The 20,894-nt window shown below is 59.4% G+C and carries 12 protein-coding genes; 9 read left to right on the forward strand and 3 right to left on the reverse strand.

The features are described from left to right. Nucleotides 1-7: 7 nt before the first annotated feature. Entirely contained in the window at nucleotides 8-2,650 is a 2,643-nt protein-coding gene (gene aceE / locus ACZRMH_RS03805) for a pyruvate dehydrogenase (acetyl-transferring), homodimeric type (RefSeq protein WP_464012239.1), read from the reverse strand. A 383-nt stretch (nucleotides 2,651-3,033) separates the two neighbouring features. Between aceE and glnE the strand changes: the two genes are divergently transcribed. From glnE to ACZRMH_RS03850, 9 genes are all read left to right on the forward strand, one after another. After that, nucleotides 3,034-5,976, forward strand: a complete 2,943-nt coding sequence (glnE, locus tag ACZRMH_RS03810; protein ID WP_464012240.1) for a bifunctional [glutamate--ammonia ligase]-adenylyl-L-tyrosine phosphorylase/[glutamate--ammonia-ligase] adenylyltransferase — start codon at nucleotides 3,034-3,036, stop codon at nucleotides 5,974-5,976. A 118-nt stretch (nucleotides 5,977-6,094) separates the two neighbouring features. Next, the gene (locus ACZRMH_RS03815; RefSeq protein ID WP_086799156.1) at nucleotides 6,095-7,018 is read left to right on the forward strand and encodes a branched-chain amino acid transaminase; all 924 of its coding nucleotides are present in this window, start codon (nucleotides 6,095-6,097) and stop codon (nucleotides 7,016-7,018) included. A 59-nt stretch (nucleotides 7,019-7,077) separates the two neighbouring features. Then, a complete protein-coding gene (waaF, locus tag ACZRMH_RS03820; protein WP_464012241.1) occupies nucleotides 7,078-8,112 on the forward strand; it encodes a lipopolysaccharide heptosyltransferase II in 1,035 nt (344 codons plus the stop codon). Next, nucleotides 8,113-9,174 carry a lipopolysaccharide heptosyltransferase I gene (gene waaC, locus ACZRMH_RS03825; RefSeq protein ID WP_464012242.1) on the forward strand — a complete coding sequence of 354 codons (1,062 nt, stop codon included), beginning with the start codon at nucleotides 8,113-8,115 and terminating at the stop codon, nucleotides 9,172-9,174. Continuing rightward, a complete protein-coding gene (locus ACZRMH_RS03830) occupies nucleotides 9,174-10,295 on the forward strand; it encodes a glycosyltransferase family 4 protein (RefSeq protein WP_464012243.1) in 1,122 nt (373 codons plus the stop codon). Before waaC ends, ACZRMH_RS03830 begins: the two co-directional genes overlap by 1 nt. Next, a complete protein-coding gene (gene rfaP, locus ACZRMH_RS03835; RefSeq protein ID WP_464012244.1) occupies nucleotides 10,295-11,101 on the forward strand; it encodes a lipopolysaccharide core heptose(I) kinase RfaP in 807 nt (268 codons plus the stop codon). The genes ACZRMH_RS03830 and rfaP overlap by 1 nt, the downstream gene beginning before the upstream one ends. Further along, nucleotides 11,101-11,835, forward strand: coding sequence for a lipopolysaccharide kinase InaA family protein (locus ACZRMH_RS03840; RefSeq protein ID WP_464012245.1), 735 nt, complete (start codon nucleotides 11,101-11,103; stop codon nucleotides 11,833-11,835). Before rfaP ends, ACZRMH_RS03840 begins: the two co-directional genes overlap by 1 nt. After that, nucleotides 11,832-12,584: a lipopolysaccharide kinase InaA family protein gene (locus ACZRMH_RS03845; protein ID WP_464012246.1), complete on the forward strand. Its 753-nt coding sequence runs from the start codon at nucleotides 11,832-11,834 to the stop codon at nucleotides 12,582-12,584. Before ACZRMH_RS03840 ends, ACZRMH_RS03845 begins: the two co-directional genes overlap by 4 nt. Then, on the forward strand, nucleotides 12,584-14,032 hold the full coding sequence (locus ACZRMH_RS03850; RefSeq protein WP_464012247.1) for a lipopolysaccharide kinase InaA family protein: 1,449 nt from the start codon (nucleotides 12,584-12,586) through the stop codon (nucleotides 14,030-14,032). The genes ACZRMH_RS03845 and ACZRMH_RS03850 overlap by 1 nt, the downstream gene beginning before the upstream one ends. Before the next feature lie 111 nt (nucleotides 14,033-14,143). Here the strand turns inward: ACZRMH_RS03850 and ACZRMH_RS03855 are convergent, their stop codons facing one another. Together ACZRMH_RS03855 and ACZRMH_RS03860 are read right to left on the reverse strand one after the other, a co-directional pair. Next, nucleotides 14,144-16,222, reverse strand: coding sequence for a TonB-dependent receptor family protein (locus ACZRMH_RS03855; protein ID WP_464012248.1), 2,079 nt, complete (start codon nucleotides 16,220-16,222; stop codon nucleotides 14,144-14,146). A gap of 160 nt (nucleotides 16,223-16,382) precedes the next feature. Then, nucleotides 16,383-20,669, reverse strand: coding sequence for a dermonecrotic toxin domain-containing protein (locus tag ACZRMH_RS03860; protein WP_464012249.1), 4,287 nt, complete (start codon nucleotides 20,667-20,669; stop codon nucleotides 16,383-16,385). Nucleotides 20,670-20,894 lie beyond the last annotated feature (225 nt).

The raw sequence follows: 20,894 nt of genomic DNA on the forward strand, positions 1-20,894 counted from the left end.
ATTCTCCTCAGCAGTCCAGTGGGTTGCGTTTTTCCGGGTTGATGCCGAACTTGACGATGGCTTCAGCCACCACCTTAGGTTCGATATCACCACGGTCAGCCAGGGCTTCCAGGGCTGCCAACACCACGAAGTGACGGTCTACTTCAAAGAAGTGACGCAGTTTCTTGCGGCTGTCGCTGCGGCCGAAACCGTCAGTGCCCAGCACTTTGAATTCCTTGACCGGTACCCACTGACGAATCTGTTCGGCGAACAGCTTCATGTAGTCGGTAGAGGCAATCACCGGACCTTTACGGCCAGTCAGGCACTCTTCAACGTAGCTCAGTTTAGGCTTCTGGCCCGGGTGCAGGCGGTTGCTGCGCTCAACGGCCAGGCCGTCGCGACGCAGTTCGTTGAAGCTGGTAACGCTCCATACGTCAGCGCCGATGTTGAACTGTTCACGCAGGATGATCGCCGCTTCACGGACTTCACGCAGGATGGTGCCGGAGCCCATCAGCTGAACGTGGTGCGCCGCTTCCTTGGTGTCTTCCTCGAGCAGGTACATGCCCTTGACGATGCCTTCCTCGACACCGGCCGGCATGGCTGGCTGCTGGTAGGACTCGTTCATCACGGTAATGTAGTAGAAGACGTCCTGTTGCTCTTCGGTCATCTTCTTCATGCCGTCCTGAATGATCACCGCCAGCTCATAGCCGTAGGTCGGATCAAAGGTGCGGCAGTTCGGGATGGTGCCGGCCAGGATGTGGCTGTGACCGTCTTCGTGCTGCAGGCCTTCACCGTTGAGCGTGGTACGCCCGGCGGTGCCGCCGATCAGGAAGCCACGGGTGCGGCTGTCGCCAGCGGCCCAGGCCAGGTCGCCAATACGCTGGAAGCCGAACATCGAGTAGAAGATGTAGAACGGCAGCATCGGCTGGTTGTGGTTGGAGTACGAAGTACCGGCGGCGATGAAGGAGCTCATGGCGCCTGCTTCGTTGATGCCTTCTTCGAGGATCTGACCTTTTTTGTCTTCGCGGTAGAACATCACCTGGTCTTTATCGACTGGCTCGTAGAGCTGGCCGACGGAGGAGTAGATGCCCAACTGACGGAACATGCCTTCCATACCGAAGGTACGGGCTTCGTCCGGGATGATCGGAACGATGCGCGGGCCGATTTCCTTGTCCTTGACCAGCTGCGCGAGGATGCGCACGAAAGCCATGGTGGTGGAAATTTCACGGTCGCCGGAGCCGTCAAGGATGGCCTTGAGGGTTTCCAGTGGCGGGGTCGGAATGCTGATGCTTTTTGCGCGGCGCTGAGGTACGAAACCGCCCAGTGCAGTGCGACGCTCGCTCAGGTAGCGGGCTTCGGCGCTGCCTTCTTCTGGCTTGAAGAATGGCAGGTTTTCGATTTCGTCGTCTTTGACCGGGATGTCGAAACGATCGCGGAACAGCTTCAGGCTTTCAACATCAACCTTCTTGGTGTTGTGCGCGGTGTTTTTCGCTTCGCCGGCGCCGGTGCCATAACCCTTGATGGTCTTGGCCAGGATCACGGTTGGCTGGTCTTTGTGGTTGACCGCTTCGTGGTACGCCGCGTAGACCTTGTACGGGTCGTGGCCGCCACGGTTGAGTTTCCAGATCTCGTCGTCGGACAGGTCTGCAACCATCGCCTTGAGTTCTGGCGAGTTGAAGAAGTGTTCACGCACGAACGCGCCGTCTTTGGCTTTGTAGTTCTGGTACTCGCCGTCGATGACTTCGTCCATGCGACGTTGCAGGATACCGTCGACGTCCTTGGCCAGCAGCGGGTCCCAGAAGCGGCCCCAGATGACTTTGGTCACGTTCCACTGAGCACCGCGGAACACACCTTCGAGTTCCTGGATGATCTTGCCGTTGCCGCGAACCGGGCCGTCGAGGCGCTGCAGGTTGCAGTTGATAACGAAGATCAGGTTGTCGAGGTTTTCACGGCCAGCCAGGGAGATGGCGCCCAGGGATTCCGGCTCGTCACACTCGCCGTCGCCCAGGAAGCACCAGACTTTCTGGCCTGCAGGGATGTAGCCGCGGGCTTCCAGGTACTTCATGAAGCGCGCCTGGTAGATCGCCTGGATCGGGCCAAGGCCCATCGATACAGTCGGGAACTGCCAGAAATCAGGCATCAGCCAAGGGTGCGGGTAGGACGACAGGCCCTGACCGTCCACTTCCTGACGGAAGTTGTTCATTTGGTCTTCGCTGATGCGGCCTTCCATGAACGCACGGGCGTAAACGCCTGGCGAGGTGTGACCCTGGAAGTAGATCAGGTCGCCGCCGTGTGCGTCGGTCGGGGCCTGGAAGAAGTAGTTGAAGCCGATGTCATACAGGGTTGCGCTGGATGCGAAGCTGGAGATGTGACCGCCCAGGTCCGAATCTTTCAAGTTGGTGCGCATTACCATGGCCATGGCGTTCCAGCGAACCAGCGAGCGAATGCGGCGTTCCATGAACAGGTCGCCAGGCATGCGTGCTTCGTGGGTTACGGGAATCGTGTTGCGATAAGGCGTGGTGATGGCATATGGCAGCTGCGAACCGGTGCGGGTTGCGAGCTCACCCATACGGGTCATCAGGTAATGAGCGCGGTCTTCGCCTTCTTTGTCGAGAACCGATTCCAGGGCGTCCAACCATTCCTGGGTTTCGACGGGATCGAGGTCTTGCATGGCTTGCTCCAGGGCGGATAGGCTTCCAGAATCGGTTGCCTGAGTTTGCGACTGGCCTTGTGGGCAGACGTCATAAATTCTTGGGTGGCCGGAGGTTGATTCCAGCGGCGTGTAGTTTTACTACAAATCGTCGGCCATTTCAGCCTTTCAAGTACATGAGTCAGTAGTAAAACTACAGGATTGGTCCCGGTGGCCACCTGTTTCGTTGTGCGAAAAATCGATATTGTTGGTGCGTTTACCATTGTTCAGCCTTGAATATGCAGGCTGGATGCTAAACAAAGTGATCTTCGAGCTATTTATAACCTTTGTTCGACAGTCGGATTAAACCGCTGTTTCTTCCTGTCACCGTACTCGGCAACACCATCGCCGATCAAGGATAGACCATGAGCCTTCCGTCGCTTGCTCCAATTCCTGCCCTTTTACAGCCGCTGGCCAGCCGTGCCGAGCAGGCATGGCGCGCTGCAGTCGCGGGGCTTGGGGGCAGGCAGGGGCTGGATGACTGGTCGGCTGAACGCTGGTCTGCGTTCAGTCGGGTCAGTGCGGCAAGCGACTTCTTTATAGAACAGTCTTTACGTGACCCTTTGATGTTGCTTGAGCTTGCGCGCTCGGGCGAACTGGACCGCAGCTTCGCACCCGGCGAGCTGTGTGGGCAAATTGCCGGCGCCGCCCAGGCTGCCAGCACCGATGATGAACTGGGCCGGGCGCTGCGCCGCCAGCGTACCCGCCAGCAAATCCGGATTATCTGGCGTGACCTCAACCGCCAGGCCGATTTGGTCGAAACCTGCCGCGACCTGTCGGACATGGCCGATGCCAGCATCGATCAAGCCTATCGCTGGTTGTATCAGCGCCATTGCCAGCAGTTCGGTACACCCATCGGCAATCGCAGTGGCGAGCCGCAGGAGATGGTGATCCTGGGCATGGGCAAGCTCGGCGCGGTAGAGCTGAACCTGTCTTCGGATATCGACCTGATTTTCGCCTACCCCGAAGGCGGCGAAACCGTCGGTGCCAAGCGCCCGCTGGATAATCAGGAGTTCTTTATCCGTCTGGGCCAGCGCCTGATCAAGGCACTGGACCCGATGACCGTTGACGGTTTTGTGTTCCGCGTCGACATGCGCCTGCGCCCGTATGGCTCGTCCGGTGCGTTGGTGCTCAGCTTCAATGCACTGGAGCAGTACTACCAGGATCAGGGCCGGGACTGGGAGCGCTACGCCATGATCAAGGCCCGGGTCGTGGCCGGTGATCAGGTGATGGGCGCACAATTGCTCAGCCTGTTGCGCCCGTTTGTGTATCGGCGTTACCTGGATTTCTCGGCGATTGAAGCGCTGCGCACTATGAAGCAGCTGATCCAGCAGGAAGTGCGGCGCAAGGGTATGGCCGACAATATCAAGCTGGGGGCGGGCGGGATCCGTGAAGTCGAGTTTATCGCCCAGGCCTTTCAACTGATTCACGGCGGCCGTGACCTTAGTCTGCAGCAACGACCCCTGCTTAAAGTACTGGCCACCCTGGAGGGGCAGGGTTATTTGCCGGAGGCGGTGGTGACTGAGCTGCGTGAGGGCTATGAGTTCTTGCGTTACACCGAGCACGCGATCCAGGCTATTGCCGACCGCCAGACCCAAATGCTGCCCGACACTGCGCAGGACCAGGCGCGTATCGCCTTTATGATGGGTTTTGCCAGCTGGGCAGCCTTCCATGAACAGCTGATGGCTTGGCGTGGACGTATCGACTGGCATTTCCGTCAGGTTATTGCCGACCCGGATGAAGAAGAGGACATCGACGAAGGCGAGTTAATCGTCGGTGGCGAGTGGCTGCCCCTGTGGGAAGAGGTGCAGGATGATGCGGCAGCCTGTGTCCAGCTGGAAGAAGCTGGATTCGTGGATGCGCCAAAAGCCCTGAAACAACTGGCGGCCTTGCGCTCCAGTCCGCAACTTCGGGCCATGCAGCGCCTGGGGCGTGAGCGGCTGGATGCCTTTATCCCGCGCTTGCTGGCCCAGGCCGTCGAGCACGCCAACCCCGATCTGGTGCTGGAGCGGGTATTGCCGCTGGTCGAGGCGGTGGCCCGCCGTTCTGCTTATTTAGTGTTGCTGACCGAAAACCCCGACGCCCTGCGCCGGTTGCTGACGCTGTGCGCGGCCAGCCCGTGGATCGCCGAGCAAATCACCCGCTTCCCGTTGTTGCTCGACGAATTGCTCAACGAGCGCCGCCTGTTCAAGCCGCCGCTGGCGCCAGAGCTGGCCGCCGAGTTGCGCGAACGCCTGACGCGTATCCCCGAGGATGACCTTGAGCAACAGATGGAAGCCTTGCGTAACTTCAAGCTGGCCCACCGTTTGCGGGTCGCGGCCTCGGAAATCTCCGGCAGCCTGCCTTTAATGAAAGTCAGCGATTACCTGACCTGGCTGGCCGAAGCCATTCTGGAACAGGTGCTGGCCCTGGCCTGGCGTCAGACCGTGGCCAAGTACGGCACCCCGCAGCGTAGCGACGGGAGCCTGTGCGACCCCGGCTTTATTATTGTCGGCTATGGCAAAGTCGGCGGGATCGAACTGGGGCATGGCTCGGATCTGGATCTGGTGTTTATCCACGATGGCGATCCGAATGCCGAAACCGACGGCGCCAAGCCCATCGACGGTGCGCAGTTCTTCACCCGGCTGGGCCAGCGGATCATCCATTTGCTGACCGCGCAGACCAACTCCGGGCAACTGTATGACGTTGATATGCGCCTGCGGCCTTCAGGCGCGTCGGGCTTGCTGGTCAGCTCGCTTGGCGCCTTTGAGCGTTATCAGGAGAGCGAAGCCTGGACCTGGGAGCATCAGGCACTGGTGCGCGCACGGGTGCTGGTAGGGTGCAGGCAGGTAGGGGCGGCGTTCGAGAACGTGCGCGCCAGGGTGCTGGGCCGCGAGCGCGATTTGCCGACCTTGCGCCAGGAAGTCAGCGAGATGCGCGCCAAGATGCGCGAGAACCTTGGCACGCGGATAACCGCCGCCGGCACTGCCGAAAATGCCTACGAAGCCACGGTGCCATTCGACCTTAAGCAAGACGCCGGAGGTATCGTCGATATTGAATTTATGGTGCAATACGCGGCCCTGGCCTGGTCCAGGGAACATCCGGCGTTACTGCGCTACACCGACAATATCCGCATTCTGGAAGGGCTGGAGCAGGTGGGGCTGATGCCCGCCACCGACGCCAGCCTGTTGCGCGAGGCTTACAAGGCCTTTCGCGCCGTCGCCCACCGCCAAGCCTTGCAAAAGGAGGCCGGGGTGGTCACGGGGGATCAGTTTGTCGTCGAACGTCAACACGTCCGGCGCATCTGGTCCGAGCTGGGATTGAGCTAGTTCGCTGGCTCACGTACAGAATTAAAGCTGTAAGAACGTATCCGGCGGGTCCATAAGGCCCGTCCAATTTGCCTGACGCCCCGTGGTGCAGGTGCTGGATTCTTTGAGGAGCGTAATGATGTCGATGGCTGATCGTGATGGTGTGATCTGGTATGACGGCAAGCTGGTGCCGTGGCGTGATGCCACCACCCACGTGCTGACCCATACATTGCACTACGGCATGGGCGTGTTTGAAGGTGTGCGCGCTTACGAAACCCCGCAGGGCGCGGCGATTTTCCGCTTGCAGGCGCACACTGACCGCCTGTTCGATTCGGCCCACATCATGGGCATGAAGATCCCGTTCAGCAAAGACGAAATCAACGAAGCGACCCGTATTGCGGTGCGTGAAAACAACCTCGACAGCGCCTATATCCGCCCGATGGTGTTCTACGGATCCGAAGCCATGGGCCTGCGTGCCACCGGGCTCAAGGTCCATGTGATCATCGCGCCATGGAGCTGGGGTGCCTATATGGGCGCCGAAGCCCTGGAAGTCGGGATCAAGGTGCGCACCAGCTCCTTTACCCGTCACCATGTGAATATTTCCATGACCCGGGCCAAGGCCAACGGTCACTACATCAACTCGATGCTGGCCCTGCAGGAAGCGATTTCCGGCGGTGCCGACGAAGCGCTGTTGCTGGACCCGGAAGGTTTCGTAGCCGAAGGCTCGGGCGAGAACGTATTCCTGGTCAAGGATGGCGTGATCTATACCCCGGACGTGACGGCCTGCCTGAACGGCATCACCCGCAGCACGATCCTCACCCTGGCCACCGAGCTTGGGTACAAGTTTGTTGAAAAACGCATCACCCGCGACGAGGTGTATATCGCCGACGAAGCGTTCTTTACCGGCACTGCCGCTGAAGTGACGCCGATCCGCGAAGTCGACGGGCGTCAAATCGGTATCGGCCGTCGTGGTCCGATCACCGAAAAACTGCAAAAGGCTTACTTTGACCTGGTGACCGGCAAGACTACGGACCACCCGGAGTGGCGTACACTGGTCAAGTAATGTCGGCATAGCATCACAGCAGGGAGGCGAATGCCTCCCTTGCTTGTTTATGGAAACTTATGAATATTTTGATCGTTGGGCCCAGCTGGGTCGGTGACATGGTGATGGCGCAGACACTGTTCCAGTGCCTCAAACAGCGCCACCCGCAGTGCGAAATCGATGTGCTGGCCCCCGAGTGGAGCCGGCCCATCCTTGAGCGCATGCCTGAAGTTCGCAAGGCCTTGAGCTTTCCGCTCGGCCACGGCGCGCTCGAACTGGCCACGCGACGCAAGATCGGCAAGTCCCTCAAGGGCCAGTACGATCAAGCAATCTTGCTGCCCAACTCGCTGAAATCAGCGCTGGTGCCGTTTTTTGCCGGTATCCCCAAGCGCACCGGCTGGCGCGGCGAGTTCCGCTACGGCCTGCTCAACGACGTACGCAAGCTCGACAAAGAGCGCTACCCGCTGATGATCGAGCGCTTTATGGCGCTGGCCTATGAGCCGGGGGCTGACTTGCCCAAGCCGTACCCGCGACCGGATTTGCAGATTGACCCGCAAAGCCGCACTGCTGCCCTGAGCAAGTTCGGTCTGGCGCTGGACCGGCCAGTGCTGGCGCTGTGCCCGGGTGCCGAGTTTGGCGAGTCCAAGCGCTGGCCTTCCGAGCATTACGCCAAGGTCGCCGAGCAAAAGATCCGCGAAGGCTGGCAGGTGTGGCTGTTCGGTTCCAAAAACGATCACGCAGTGGGCGAAGATATCCGCTCGCGGCTGATTCCGGGGCTGCGCGAAGAATCGGTTAACCTCAGCGGCGAGACTTCGCTGGCCGAAGCCATTGATTTGCTGTCGTGTGCCGATGCCGTGGTGTCCAACGATTCGGGGTTGATGCACGTTGCCGCGGCTTTGAATCGCCCGCTGGTAGCGGTGTACGGCTCAACGTCGCCCGGTTTTACTCCGCCCTTGGCGGATAAGGTCGAAATCGTGCGGCTGGGGCTGGAGTGCAGCCCGTGTTTTGACCGTACCTGCCGTTTCGGCCACTACAACTGCCTGCGCGAACTGATGCCGCAACCGGTGGTTGAAGCCTTGCAGCGCTTGCAGGGCTCACCGGTCGAGGTCAACTAAGTGCGGGTTCTGTTGGTCAAAACCTCATCCCTCGGCGACGTAATCCACGCCTTGCCGGCGCTGACTGATGCCGCGAGGGCGATTCCGGGCATCACCTTTGACTGGGTGGTGGAAGAAGGCTTTGCCGAAATTCCGACCTGGCACCCGGCAGTGGGCAAGGTCATTCCGGTGGCGATCCGCCGCTGGCGCAAGAACATCTGGGAAACCATCAAGAGCGGCGAGTGGAAGCGCTTCAAGCAAAACCTGCGCGCCGAAAAATACGATCTGGTGATCGACGCTCAGGGCCTGGTCAAAAGCGCCTGGCTGACCCGTTATGTCAAAGCCCCGGTGGCCGGGCTGGATAAGGATTCTGCCCGTGAACCGCTGGCCAGCCGCTTCTATCAGCGGCGTCTGGCCGTGGCCCGTGGGCAGCATGCGGTCGAACGTTTGCGCCAGTTGTTTGCCGTGGCATTGGGCTACGACTTGCCCAAGGGGCTGGGCGATTACGGCCTGGATGTTGAGCGCCTGATTGAATTACCGCGCAACAAGCCCTACGTATTGTTATTGCATGGCACGACTTGGGATACCAAGCACTGGCCCGAGGTGTACTGGCGCGACCTGGCCCTGCGCATGGGGCATCTGGGTGTCGAAGTGCGTCTGCCCTGGGGCAATCCGGCTGAAAAAGCCCGTGCCGAGCGCATTGCCAGTGGTCTGAGCAATGCGGTGGTACTGCCCAAATTGAATCTGGCCGGCGTGGCCAAGGTGCTGGCCAGCGCCAGTGCCTGCGTGGCTGTGGATACCGGGCTGGGGCATTTGGCGGCGGCACTGGATGTGCCGACCATCTCCCTGTTTGGCCCGACCAATCCGGGGCTGACCGGCGCCTATGGCAAGGGCCAGATCCACTTGGCCAGCGATTTTCCGTGTGCGCCGTGCCTGCAGAAAAAATGCACCTACACTCCGACTGCCCAGGACCAGCAGCGGTTTGATCTGAAAAACGAGTGGCCTTTATGCTTTACCCGTTTGAACCCTGAGCGTGTCGCGAGTCGATTAAGCACGTTGTTACTGGCTGAGGAACTGCGCTGATGCAACTGGCTTTTGTGCTGTACAAATATTTCCCGTTTGGCGGGCTGCAACGCGACTTCATGCGCATAGCGCTGGAATGTCAGAAACGCGGCCACCAGATCCGTGTGTACACAATGATCTGGGAAGGCGATATCCCGCCCGGTTTTGAAGTGCTGGTGGCGCCGGTGAAGGCGTTCCACAACCACACCCGCAACGAGAAAATGCTCGCCTGGATGCAGGCCGACCTGGCCAAGCGCCCGGTGGACCGCTTGATCGGTTTCAACAAAATGCCCGGTCTGGATGTGTACTACGCCGCCGATGGCTGTTTTGAAGACAAGGCGCAAAACCTGCGCCATTCGTTTTACCGCTTCTTCAAGCGCTACAAGCACTTTGCCGAGTACGAGCGGGCGGTGTTCGACAAGAACGCCAAGACTGAAATCCTGATGATTTCCGAAGTCCAGCAGCCGCTGTTTATCAAACATTACGACACCCCGCTGGAGCGCTTCCATCTGCTGCCGCCGGGCATCGCCCTGGACCGTCGGGCACCGGCCAATGCGGCCGAAATTCGTGCCGAGTTCCGTCGTGAGTTCAATCTGGCAGACGATGATTTGCTGCTGGTGCAGATCGGCTCAGGGTTCAAGACCAAAGGTGTGGATCGCAGCCTTAAAGCCCTGGCGGCGTTGCCTGCAGAGCTGAAAAAGCGCACCAAATTGTTTGTCATTGGCCAGGACGACCCCAAGGTCTTTCAATTGCAGAGTGCCACCTTGGGGCTGGGCGACCATGTGCAGTTCCTCAAGGGGCGCAGTGATATCCCGCGCTTCCTGCTGGGCGCCGACTTGCTGATCCACCCGGCCTACAACGAAAACACCGGCACCGTACTGCTTGAAGCGCTGGTGGCAGGCTTGCCGGTACTGGTCAGCGCCGTTTGCGGCTACGCCCACTACATTGCCGATGCCGATTGTGGCCGGGTACTGGACGAGCCGTTCGAGCAGGCGCAACTCAACGAATACCTGACACACATGTTGTCCGACGATGCTGCGCGCGCGGCCTGGAGCCAAAATGGCCTGGCCTACGCGCAGACGGCCGACCTCTACAGCATGCCGCAGCACGCTGCGGATGTGATTCTGGCGGAGCAACACTGATGAAACTGATTCTTGCCGAACCGTTCAAAAGCTTGTGGGCAGGACGCGATGCGTTCACCGAAGTCGAGCGTCTGGAAGGCGAGGTTTACCGCGAACTGGATGGCCGACGTACCTTGCGTACCGAAGTTGCCGGGCGCGGTTTCTTTGTGAAAATCCACCGTGGCATTGGCTGGGGTGAAGTGTTCAAGAACCTGCTGACGGCCAAGTTGCCGGTACTCGGCGCAGGTCAGGAGTGGCGGGCGATCAAACGCCTGCATGAGGTCGGTGTGCCGACCATGACCGCTGTGGCCTATGGTGAAAAGGGCAGTAACCCGGCAGGGCAGCACTCGTTCATCATCACTGAAGAATTGGCGCCTACGGTCAGCCTCGAAGATTTCAGCCTCAACTGGGTCAAGCAGCCGCCGCAGCCGAAACTCAAGCATGCGCTGATCGCCGAAGTGGCGCGCATGACCGGGATGATGCACCGCGCCGGGGTCAACCACCGCGACTGCTATATCTGCCACTTCCTGCTGCATACCGACAAACCGGTTACGGCCGAGGACTTGCGTCTGTCGTTGATCGACCTGCACCGTGCCCAGGTCCGACCGGTGATCAGCAAGCGCTGGCGCAACAAGGATCTGGCAGCACTGTACTTCTCGGCGCTGGATATCGGCCTGACCCCGCGGGACAAGCTGCGCTTTCTGCGTGGCTACTTCCAGATGCCGTTGCGCCAGATCCTGCGCGAAGAAGCCCGCCTGCTGGCGTGGCTGGAAGGCAAGGCGAGCAAACTCTACGAACGCAAACAGCGTTATGGAGATGCACTGTAATGGCGGGTTGGAATCTGGAACCGGCTTACAGCGCATTGGCATCTGATTTTGGCAGCCTGGAGGCGGTGTTTGCCCTGCAGGGCGAGCACTTGACCCGCGATCCGCTGTCGGAAGTGATCCGTGTGCAGCGCGATGGCGTCAACTATTACGTCAAGCGCTACACCGGTGCGGGCAAGGGGTTGCGTCGCTATCTGGGCCGCCCCCGGGTCAAGTCCGAGTGGCAGAACCTCAAGCGTTTCGCCAAGTGGGGCATCCCTACCGCTGAAGTGGTGGCCTGGGGTCTTGAGCGCAGTGGCTTTGCCTATTCCCGTGGCGCCATGATTACCCGCGAACTGCCCAACACTCGCGACCTGTCGGAGCTTGCCGACAACCATGATCCGCTGCTCAAGGATCGCGCCTGGGTCGATTGCGTCAGCCGCCAGTTGGCCAGCTATACCAAAACCATGCACGACCATCGCTTCACCCATAACGACCTGAAGTGGCGCAATCTGCTGATTGACGACCAGCCCAAGCTGTTCTTGATTGATTGCCCCAACGGCGATTTCTGGCGCGGCTTCTGGCTCAAATACCGCATCACCAAAGACCTGGCGTGCCTCGACAAAGTGGCTAAGTACCATTTGTCCTACACCCAGCGTTTGCGCTTTTATTTTCAATACACCGGACGCACTACGCTCAATGCGGCGGACAAGGAACGTGTCCGTCATATCGTGCGGTTTTTTGAGGGTCGGGAATGACAGATTTTTTGGCGGATGCCGACCGCGCTGTGCTTGAACGCAACGGCCTGGCTGACTTCGATGCCCTGTGGGCAGCGCAACTGGACGCGGTGGACGAGCCCAACACCAGCGGTGATGGCTGGAGCAGCGTGTTTCGCATGGACCTCGATGGCCAGGGGTTTTACCTCAAGCGCCAGAGCAATTACCTCACCCGCACGCTGACCAGCCCGCTTGGCGAGCCGAGTTTCGCCCGCGAGTTTCGCAATATTCAGCGCTACCGGCAGATGGGTATCCCGGCGCTGGAAGCTGTATTTTTTGGCGAGCGCAAAGTGCCGGGCGAGCGTCGTGCAGTATTGATGACCCGTGCACTGGATGGCTGGAATGACCTCGATTCGCTGCTGGAGCAATGGCCGCAACTGACCACTGGCCAGCAGCAGGCGATTTTGCGCGAGTGCGGCCTGCTGGCCCGTCGTGTGCACGCTGCGCGTCAGGTGCATGGCTGTTTTTACCCCAAGCATATCTTCTTGCAGGCTGATGGCGCGGGTTATCGCGCCCAACTGATCGACCTGGAGAAAACCCGGCCCTTGTTGCTGGGCCAGCGTGACCGGGTCAAGGACATCGAGCCGTTGCTGCGTCGGGCGCATGCCTGGAGCGAAGCTGACGTGCGCACCTTGCTCGCGGCTTATCTGGATCAGCCGGTGGACAGTGGCCTGGTTGATGCCTGGCTGGCGCGCCTGAATGTGCGGCGCAATCAGAAGGGGTCGCGCTGATGCGTTTGTCCGAACTGCAAAAGGCCGGCCGTGCGCCGGGCTTGCCGTTGAGTATCGAACTGGCCGACGCCGCCGGTCCTGCGCAGTTGCAACTGCTGACCTTGCTGCGAGTACTGCCGGGGCAGCGTTATGTCGGCGCCGGGGTATGGCGCGGGCGTACCGTACTGGCCAAATTGATGGTGGGCAGCAAGGCGGCGCGTAACTTTCAGCGTGAGTTGAATGGTGTGCGCCTGCTGGCAGAGCAAGGGTTGACCACCCCGCAGCTGCTGGCCGATGGCTTGCAGGAAGGCGAGGGCGGCTGGCTGCTGTTCGAGTTTCTTGAAGGTGCCCACAGCCTGGGCGATGCCTGGGCTGCGGTGGCGTCGTTGCCGGTATTGGCGGACGAGCAAGTGGCGGTACTGGGCCAGGCGCTGGCAGCCATTGGCCAGATGCATCTCAAGGGCCTGTGGCAGGAAGATCTGCACCTGGACAACCTGCTGCGTCAGGGCGCCAAACTGTACCTGATCGACGGTGCGGGCATTTGCGTCGAAGAGGCGGGTAAACCGCTGTCGCGGCAAAAGGTGCTGGAAAACCTCGGTGTGTTCTTTGCCCAGTTGCCCAAGAGCCTGGAGCCGTTTATCGAAGAGCTGCTGGTGCATTATCTGCTGAGCAATGGCGAGCACGCCTTGCCGCTGGAAGCGCTGCTTAAGCAGGTCGAGAAGGTGCGCGCCTGGCGCCTGAATGACTTTTTGAACAAGGTGGGTCGCGATTGCTCGCTGTTTAGCGTGCAGCGCGGGGTTTTCGCCCTGCGTGCCGTAGTGCGTGATGAAGAATCTGCCATGTTGCCTGTACTGGCCGAGGCCGATGCCTTGCTGGATCAGGGGCATTTGTACAAAACCGGCGGCGCGGCCAGTGTCGGTAAGGTGGACGTGGCGGGCCGAGCCCTGGTGGTCAAGCGCTACAATATCAAGGGCTTTGCCCACTGGCTCAAGCGCTTCTGGCGCCCGAGCCGGGCCTGGCATTCCTGGCGTGAAGGCAATCGCCTGGCGTTTCTGGGCATTGCCACACCCAAGCCGCTGGCTCTGCTGGAAACCCGTTTTTTGTGGTTGCGCGGCAAAGCTTATCTGGTTACCGAGTACTTGCCGGGTCCTGACATCATCGAGCGCTTTGCGCCCTATGTTGAACAAGGTGACGCGCCGGAGTCCGAGCTGAAGGCACTGGACCAATTGTTTGCCGATCTGATTCGTGAACGTATCAGTCACGGCGACCTCAAGGGTCATAACGTGTTTTGGGATGATGGCCGTTGGGCGCTGATCGATCTTGATTCAATGTGCCAACACCGCTCAGCGGGGAGCTTCGCCTCGGCCTATGCCCGTGACCGGGCGCGCTTTATGCGCAACTGGCCGGTGGGTAGTGCGTTATATCAGGTAATTGATGGGCGCTTGCCCAAAGAGATTGGTGCGGCATAACCCAACCTCTGTGGGAGCGGGCTTGCTCGCGATGCATACCTCGGCATGTCAGTTTTACCGAGTTGATGCAATCGCGAGCAAGCCCGCTCCCACAAGGTTTGTGGCGATTACCTAGAAGCTGTACTGCGCCCCGGCACCCGCGTACCACGAGCGGCCCGGAGCCGCTTCGTAGAAGCGGCTGTTGCCGTCGGCCACAATTACCGAACCTACATACTGACGGTCCAGCAGGTTGTCCAGACGCAAGGTCTGGTGGAAGGTCCAGTGCTCGACCTTCTGTTCAAACTTCGCCCGCCAGTTGAACACGCTGTAGGCCGGTGCCGCCTTGGCGGAGTTGGTGTCCTCTACGTATACCTTGCTGCGGTACATGCCTTCGACGGCAGTGCTGACCCAATCGGCAGGTTTCCAGTTCACTTCAGCAAACAACGTGGTCTGCGGCACGCCCGGCAGGTAGTTGCCTTTGTCGACGGTGCCTTTGGTGCTGGCGAAGTCGCTGTCGTAGGTGGCTTGCAGGCGGGTGTAGGCGAGGGTGGTGGTCCAGTGTTCGGCAAGCTGGCTTTCAACGCCCAGTTCAAAGCCACGACGCAAGGTTCGTCCAGCGTTTTGATAGGTCGTACGGCCACCGGTATTGCTCAAAACCACCAACTCATCTTCAGTGGTGATCTGGAACACTGCAGCGTTGATTCGCGTGTTGTTGATCTGTGCCTTCAAGCCCATTTCATACTGGGTGCTTTCGGAAGGCTTGAGGCCGAAGTTGAAACCCTTGCCGCTTGGCGAGTAGGCCAGTTCAGCCTGGGTTGGGGTTTCAAAGCCTTTGCCCGCACTGACATAACCATGCAGCTCAGGGGTGAAGGCGTACATCACGCTCATGGACGGCGTGGCTTTTTCATAGCGTTTGGTGCCGCTGTCGTCGCCGTTGCTCAAAAACTGATCATCGACATCCATTTCCATGGTGCTATAGCGCAACCCTGCCTGCACGGTCCAGTTGTCCAGCGCCCAGTTGGCTTGCACATAGGGGTCGAGGCTGCGGGCGGTATCGACTTCGTCGCGTACCAGTGCGCCTTTCACGCCCAATTGGTTGCCGATAAAGTTTTGATAGCCATGGCGGCTGTCCTGGCTCTGATCAAAGTCCAGTCCACCGATCAAGGTCAAATCACCCGGTACGCCGTATACAGGTTGCAGCCAGCGCATACTGCCGCCGTAAAACTTGCGATCGAACTGCACAACACCGCCACCCTGATTGTTGCCGGGTGTGCCTTTAGGAATCGCCAGATACTGAATCACACTACGTGTTCCGGTATAGGCATTGACCTGCAAGGTCGCGTCACCGATATAGCGCTCGTAGTTCAGGCCCAGTTGCTGATGGTCGATGCTTTTACGGGTGTTGTAGGTAATGGCATTGGGCGTCACCGAGCGCGGGTCGGCCTTGTAGGCTTCCCAGCTTTGGCCCAGCGGGTCTTGTGTGCCGTTCTGCTCAAGGCTGCTGTAGATCAGCGCCAGTTTGCTGTCCTCATCCGGCTTGAGGTTGAGCTTGGCGAAGGTCTGGTCGCGGCGCGCGGCGCTGTGGTCGCGGTAGCCGTCGGTGTCCATGCGCGAAGCATCGAGCACAAAGCCCACATCATCGGTGGCGCCCTCGGCAGTCAGGTGATTTTTGCTCATGCCGTCGCTGCCGATCAGGGTTTCGGCGCCGATGCGCGGCGGGCCTTCACCATCGCGGGAGAACATCTGGATCACGCCACCGGCGTTGCTGCCGTACAGGGTGGCAGCCGGGCCGCGCAACACTTCAATACGTTCGGCAGTGTCGAGGTTGAATGTGGCGGCCTGGCCCTGACCGTCCGGAGTGCTGGCCGGGATGCCGTCAGCAATCAACTTGATACCGCGCACGCCAAAGGCCGAACGCGCACCAAAGCCACGGGACGAAATCTGCAGGTCCTGGGCGTAGTTCTGGCGGTTTTGCACCACCAGCCCCGGCACGCGGGACAGCACTTCGGACGCATTGATGCCCAATTGGCCATCGCTGATTTGCTGCTGGCTGATGCTGTCTACCGAGTACGGCAGGTCAAAGCTGGGGCTGGCGCTACGTGAGCCGGTGATCACGCTGGGGTCGAGTTCCAGCGGTTCGGCAACGCTTGTGTGCGCAATAAAAAGGCCCGGCAGCAACAAGGCAAAGCGAGCAGGTACAAAAAAATTCATGTGGGGTATGGGGTTCCGTATGACGCGACCCGTCCGGGCGACGGGTGTCAGGCTAGCAGAGGGCGCGCATTTTAGCGGCTGAGGGGGCGATAGCCAGCAAAAGTAACCAGTCAGGCCAAATTGCGGTGGCCTGACTGGGATGCTGCGGTTGTGGCAGCGATCACTTCACTAGTTGCAGGCCGAGTTCTGTCACGTCATGGAGAAAGTCGCGCAAGTGGTCATAACGCTTGAGGTGCACCGATGCCCAATCGGGGCGGTCGATAAAAAACTGGCCATCCTCGCTTTGCAGGCGAGTGCGTACGATCTGCTGGTTGCGCGCACGATGGACCAGCTGCGGGCCGACCAATGGCGTGTTTTCAAACATAAATTGGCCGGTCTGAGTCAGCCTGGCTTCGATTTGTGTCCGGGATAACGAGGGGGGCGCGGGAGGGGTGCCGGCAACGTCCATCGTCAGCCAGTAGTCGTTTTTCAGAAACAGGTAGTCACGCTGCTGAAAGCCTGGCGGCACGATCGCCCCCAGATTCTTCTGTAACCCGTGACCACTGCCAGGGGCTACATCGGAAATGCGCACACCGATTGCACCCTCAAGCTCTGCCAGCCCGGGAACTCCTTGAAAGGTATTGGTGTGGGAGTTACCGGTCAGGGCGATCCACTTGTGGGTGGGGTTCTGGCCCTGATACTGATTGATCATCTGGGCGGCGAAGTAACTGAATACTTGGTATCGGTCCACATTCGGTCCTTCGTTGGGCAGCCCCTTGATGTTATAGCTGGCAGTGCAATCCAGTGCCTTGATGCGGATGCCGTGGTGCTGGGCTTCGCGGACCAGTTGGCTATAGGTGTAGCGGCTGGCCGGGTTGAGTCTGTGGCCTGCATCTTGATTCCTGAGAAAGTCGTCCAGTACCACGGGCATTTTTCCGGTTTCAAACAATGCATCCAGATGTGCCTGGTGCAAGTCAGTGTGCAGATGTTCGAGAAACAGCACTTTCACATCGTTTTTGGCAAGCTCACTCATCTGAGTGATCAGGACTTGCTTGCCTGACTGCTGCGCATGGGTTTCGCCCAGCACGATTCCTCGGGTGTTTTCGTACAGGCGTTCAAACAGGTCTTTGGCTGACGTGTTGCCGGGCAGTTCTGGCCGCGCAGGGCGTGGCTTGCCAGGGTTGGCTTTGAAGAAGGTGCGGGCATCGCTGCGCAGTTTGAGGCGTAATTGGGTGAAAAACTCACGGGTGGTATTGAGTCCCGAATCGCGCGTGATAAACACGCTATCCAGCAGCTTTGGGTGGTTGTCTATCAGGTCCTGAACCCTGGCTTTGTACTCGGCGGGCAAATCGTAGGCGCTGTGCCTGCTTGCAGTGAGCTCCTGCGGCAGGTCACTGCTGGTGCGTACCAGAGGCTCCCAGCGTTTTGTGGTGCCGGCCCGGTGTTTGATTTCCCAGTAGCCCAATGTGCGCCGCACCTTGTAACTGACCCCCGCATTGCTGGAGCTTGCAGGCACTTGCAAGTACCAGTGACGACCCATCCAGCCACTGGTGACCTCAAACATCACACCGTCCTGTTCGATCAAGCGCCGATTTTCGACACGATAAATACCCTGGGCATCAGGGCTTTTACCGCCAAGATCAATCCCTGTGACTTTGGCGCTGTCTATCACCCGATCGATGCCGGGCCGTTGATTGCTCAAGGAACGAACAGGTTCTGCGTCCCAAATGCCTGCCGAGAGTTCGCGAAGCGCCAACTGGTATTGAGCCTTGGGCTTGCGTGGGTCAATCACCCGCCAGGTCTGATCCAGCGCGTCATAGTGGCTGCGATACAGGTTGCCGTTGCTGTCTTTGACGTACCAGGCGGGATTGCCATTACCCGTCAAGGTGGATTCAAGTACTCCGGAACCGTATTCATCGCCGGTGCGAACTTTGAGTGTGGCCGCCGGCTGGGTGCTTGCTGCTGCGGGGTTCAGGGTAGGAGCAGGCAGCATTGCACGCTGGCGAATGACGCGGCCAAACACAGCCGAACCGGCAAAGTCCGAGGCACCATCGGTCAGGTGAGCGATGGCGCCCATAAAGTTCAGTAACGCTTCGTGCTGTTCATCACGCTCCAGGGCATCAAAGCCTTGCAACAGCTGGTAAGCAAAGCGCGCCAGCACCACCGGCAATAACACTTTGGTTGGCAATACAAAAGAAACGATATCGAGAACGGTCAGTGCCGTCTCTTTTGCGGTATCGAGGTTGCTTTCCCAGGTTGAGGTCGATTGTTCGTCCGCTTCGCGGATGGCATGCAAGGCTTCGGTGTCGTAAGAGGCTTCAAGCAGATGATGGGGGATGGGCTGGAGCTGGACGCTGGCGTCTGTCAGCCCGGTTTCCAGCAACGGCTGGATATAGGGCTTTTGAGCAACCGTCACACGTTGCATTAAATAGCTTCGCAAAAAGGCCTGAGACAGCCGTCTGGCCAGGTCATTGCGCGAATCTGCGCCCAAGAACCAGCGATGGTCGGGCGCGCCGGGCAAATAGCACAGCAGGCGGGTCGAGCCGGTTGAACTCAAGACCAGCACGCCGGGCAGTGGCTTGTAGCGCAGCATCAACAAATGCACCTTGATCTGCTCGCCCTTGAGCCTGGGGCGTGTGTTGTCGATCGGGTGATCCAGGGCGTGTTGCACCCAGGTTGCCTGTTCGGCACTCAAGTTACCCGACATTCTGGCTTCCAGCAGGTCCAGTTGCAGCCGGGCCTTGCTGAAACTGACGTAGCGCTCCTTGCGCCAACGGGCTTGTGCCGAGCTGACCAGCATCTGGTTGAGTCGGGTTTTGTATTGCTCGCCGATGTCCAGCTGGCGCACCAGTGCTTTGAGGTAGTCCGGGGTAAGCGTCGGGTGGCGATTGCCTTTGGCATCCTTGACCAGTGCGGTCAGGCTAAAGGTGATGTCCCAGATGCCCACGTTGGCCAAGGCCAGCTCACTCAGGCTACGCCGGGTTGTTCTGTAAGTGAGCGTGGGCCCGGTTTTGTCGAGGCTGACTCCGGCGGCAAAGCCGGAGGGCAACCCGGCGCCACTGCCGGTGTAAATCAGCGGGCCGGTCTGCAGGACTTCGGTGGTCGAGATAAAAATGGCATCGGGATCGACTTCAATGGCGTGATCAGCTTTGATTCGTTGCTTGAGTTGAGCCCTGGCATACCCCAACAGGGTGCTTTTTTGCCCGATTTCTGCAAGGGGTTGAGTGTCGAGAGCCTGTGACGCCTGGCGCTCAAGATTCAAACGCTCGACAGCCAGTCGCCATTGGCTTTTATCAGCGTCGGACGCTGATTTAAGCCATTGCGGGAGCCGGCTTTCCAATAGCCGGACATAGCGTGCATGTACAATGCGCTGGGGGTTGAGGGGCAGGCTTGAATCGAATGACTGCTCGATCAATTCGGCCAGCTGTTCAAGTGTGGTGTCTTGCTGCTGGGCGCGAGCTTGTGCCCATGCGTATTGCAAGTCGTGCTTTTGTTTGTCGATCAGTTGCTCGCTGTAGAAGGTCGGAATGCTTTCTTCCGGTATCGGGCTGTAGTCCATGTGCTGATGGGCCAGCGCGCGCTCGCGGTCTGTCGCCAGTGCATAGTCGAGGATCGTGTCACGCTGGGCCGGGTCCTTGAGGCGCGCGCTCATCTCTTCGCTGAGGGCCTTGAGTGAGGCGAAGGCTTCCAGGCCATTGCTCGGGGTGTAGAGCACGACGGTGCGCGGTATTTCGTCCTGCACGACCCGATCGTCATGGGCATCGCTGGACGCGCGGGGAAGGTTTTTATGAGTGATGACGAATACGCCATAAAGCTGCACGGCGTTCTGCAGGGGGTGACCATCGAGCGCCACCCGGTAAAACGTGAACGCGCTCAGCGGCGGGCGCGCAGAGGTTGGATCGACAGTCGGGAAAACCTCATCAATGGCGACCAGTGCGCTGGGGGAGAGGGTGCCTTCGCCATGGCGTACAGCGGCTTCGGACAAGATCAGGTTGAGGGCGTATCGAGTGAGCCAGGCCTTGGGTGTGAGCCCTTCGAGGTCGTGATTGGGTGTTTTCCAGAAGTCGCCAAGGGCGTCTCTTGTGCAGCGCTCAAGGCTGTGAGTGGTGAATTCGAGGAACGCTTCAAACTCAGGTGCCGTGATCCCTGAGGTCAGATGCTGTTCGTCCAGGGTGTAAGGCAGGTTGTAGATTTGAATGGTGTTCTGAAAGAAGGTCGGTATTGCTCGGGTGAGGTAGCACTGCTCGACCAGCGCGCCAAGGGAGCGGCTGCTGATAACTGGCAACTGGCCAGGTTGCGCCGGCTCTTCCTGGTTCAGGTAGAGCCGGTCAATGCTCGCGTCCATGGCAAGCCGGGGAAATAACAGGTGTAGCCGGTGGTTGAGTGACTGGGCAAGGCGGGGGAAGGCCCGAGTCAGTGGCAACAGTTCCTGGGGCAAGCTCTTGAAGTGTTCGAGATGTTCAGACATTGCATATTTCCTGTGGTAGGTCGCATGTCCATAGGAAATCGCAAAGCTGCGCTGCATTGGGCTTATATATATGTAGCTTCTCGGCCTGGTGCCTTTGTCTGGCACCCGGGTAAGGCGTGGCAAATAGCGCTGGGTCATTCCCGCGTGCTTTACGCTATAATCCCGCCCTTTAGTTGTTCCTTGCGTTGCGAGGGGCACACCATTTTTTCAGGCGCCCGCCGCCTG

The organism is Pseudomonas sp. B414 (assembly GCF_055408445.1).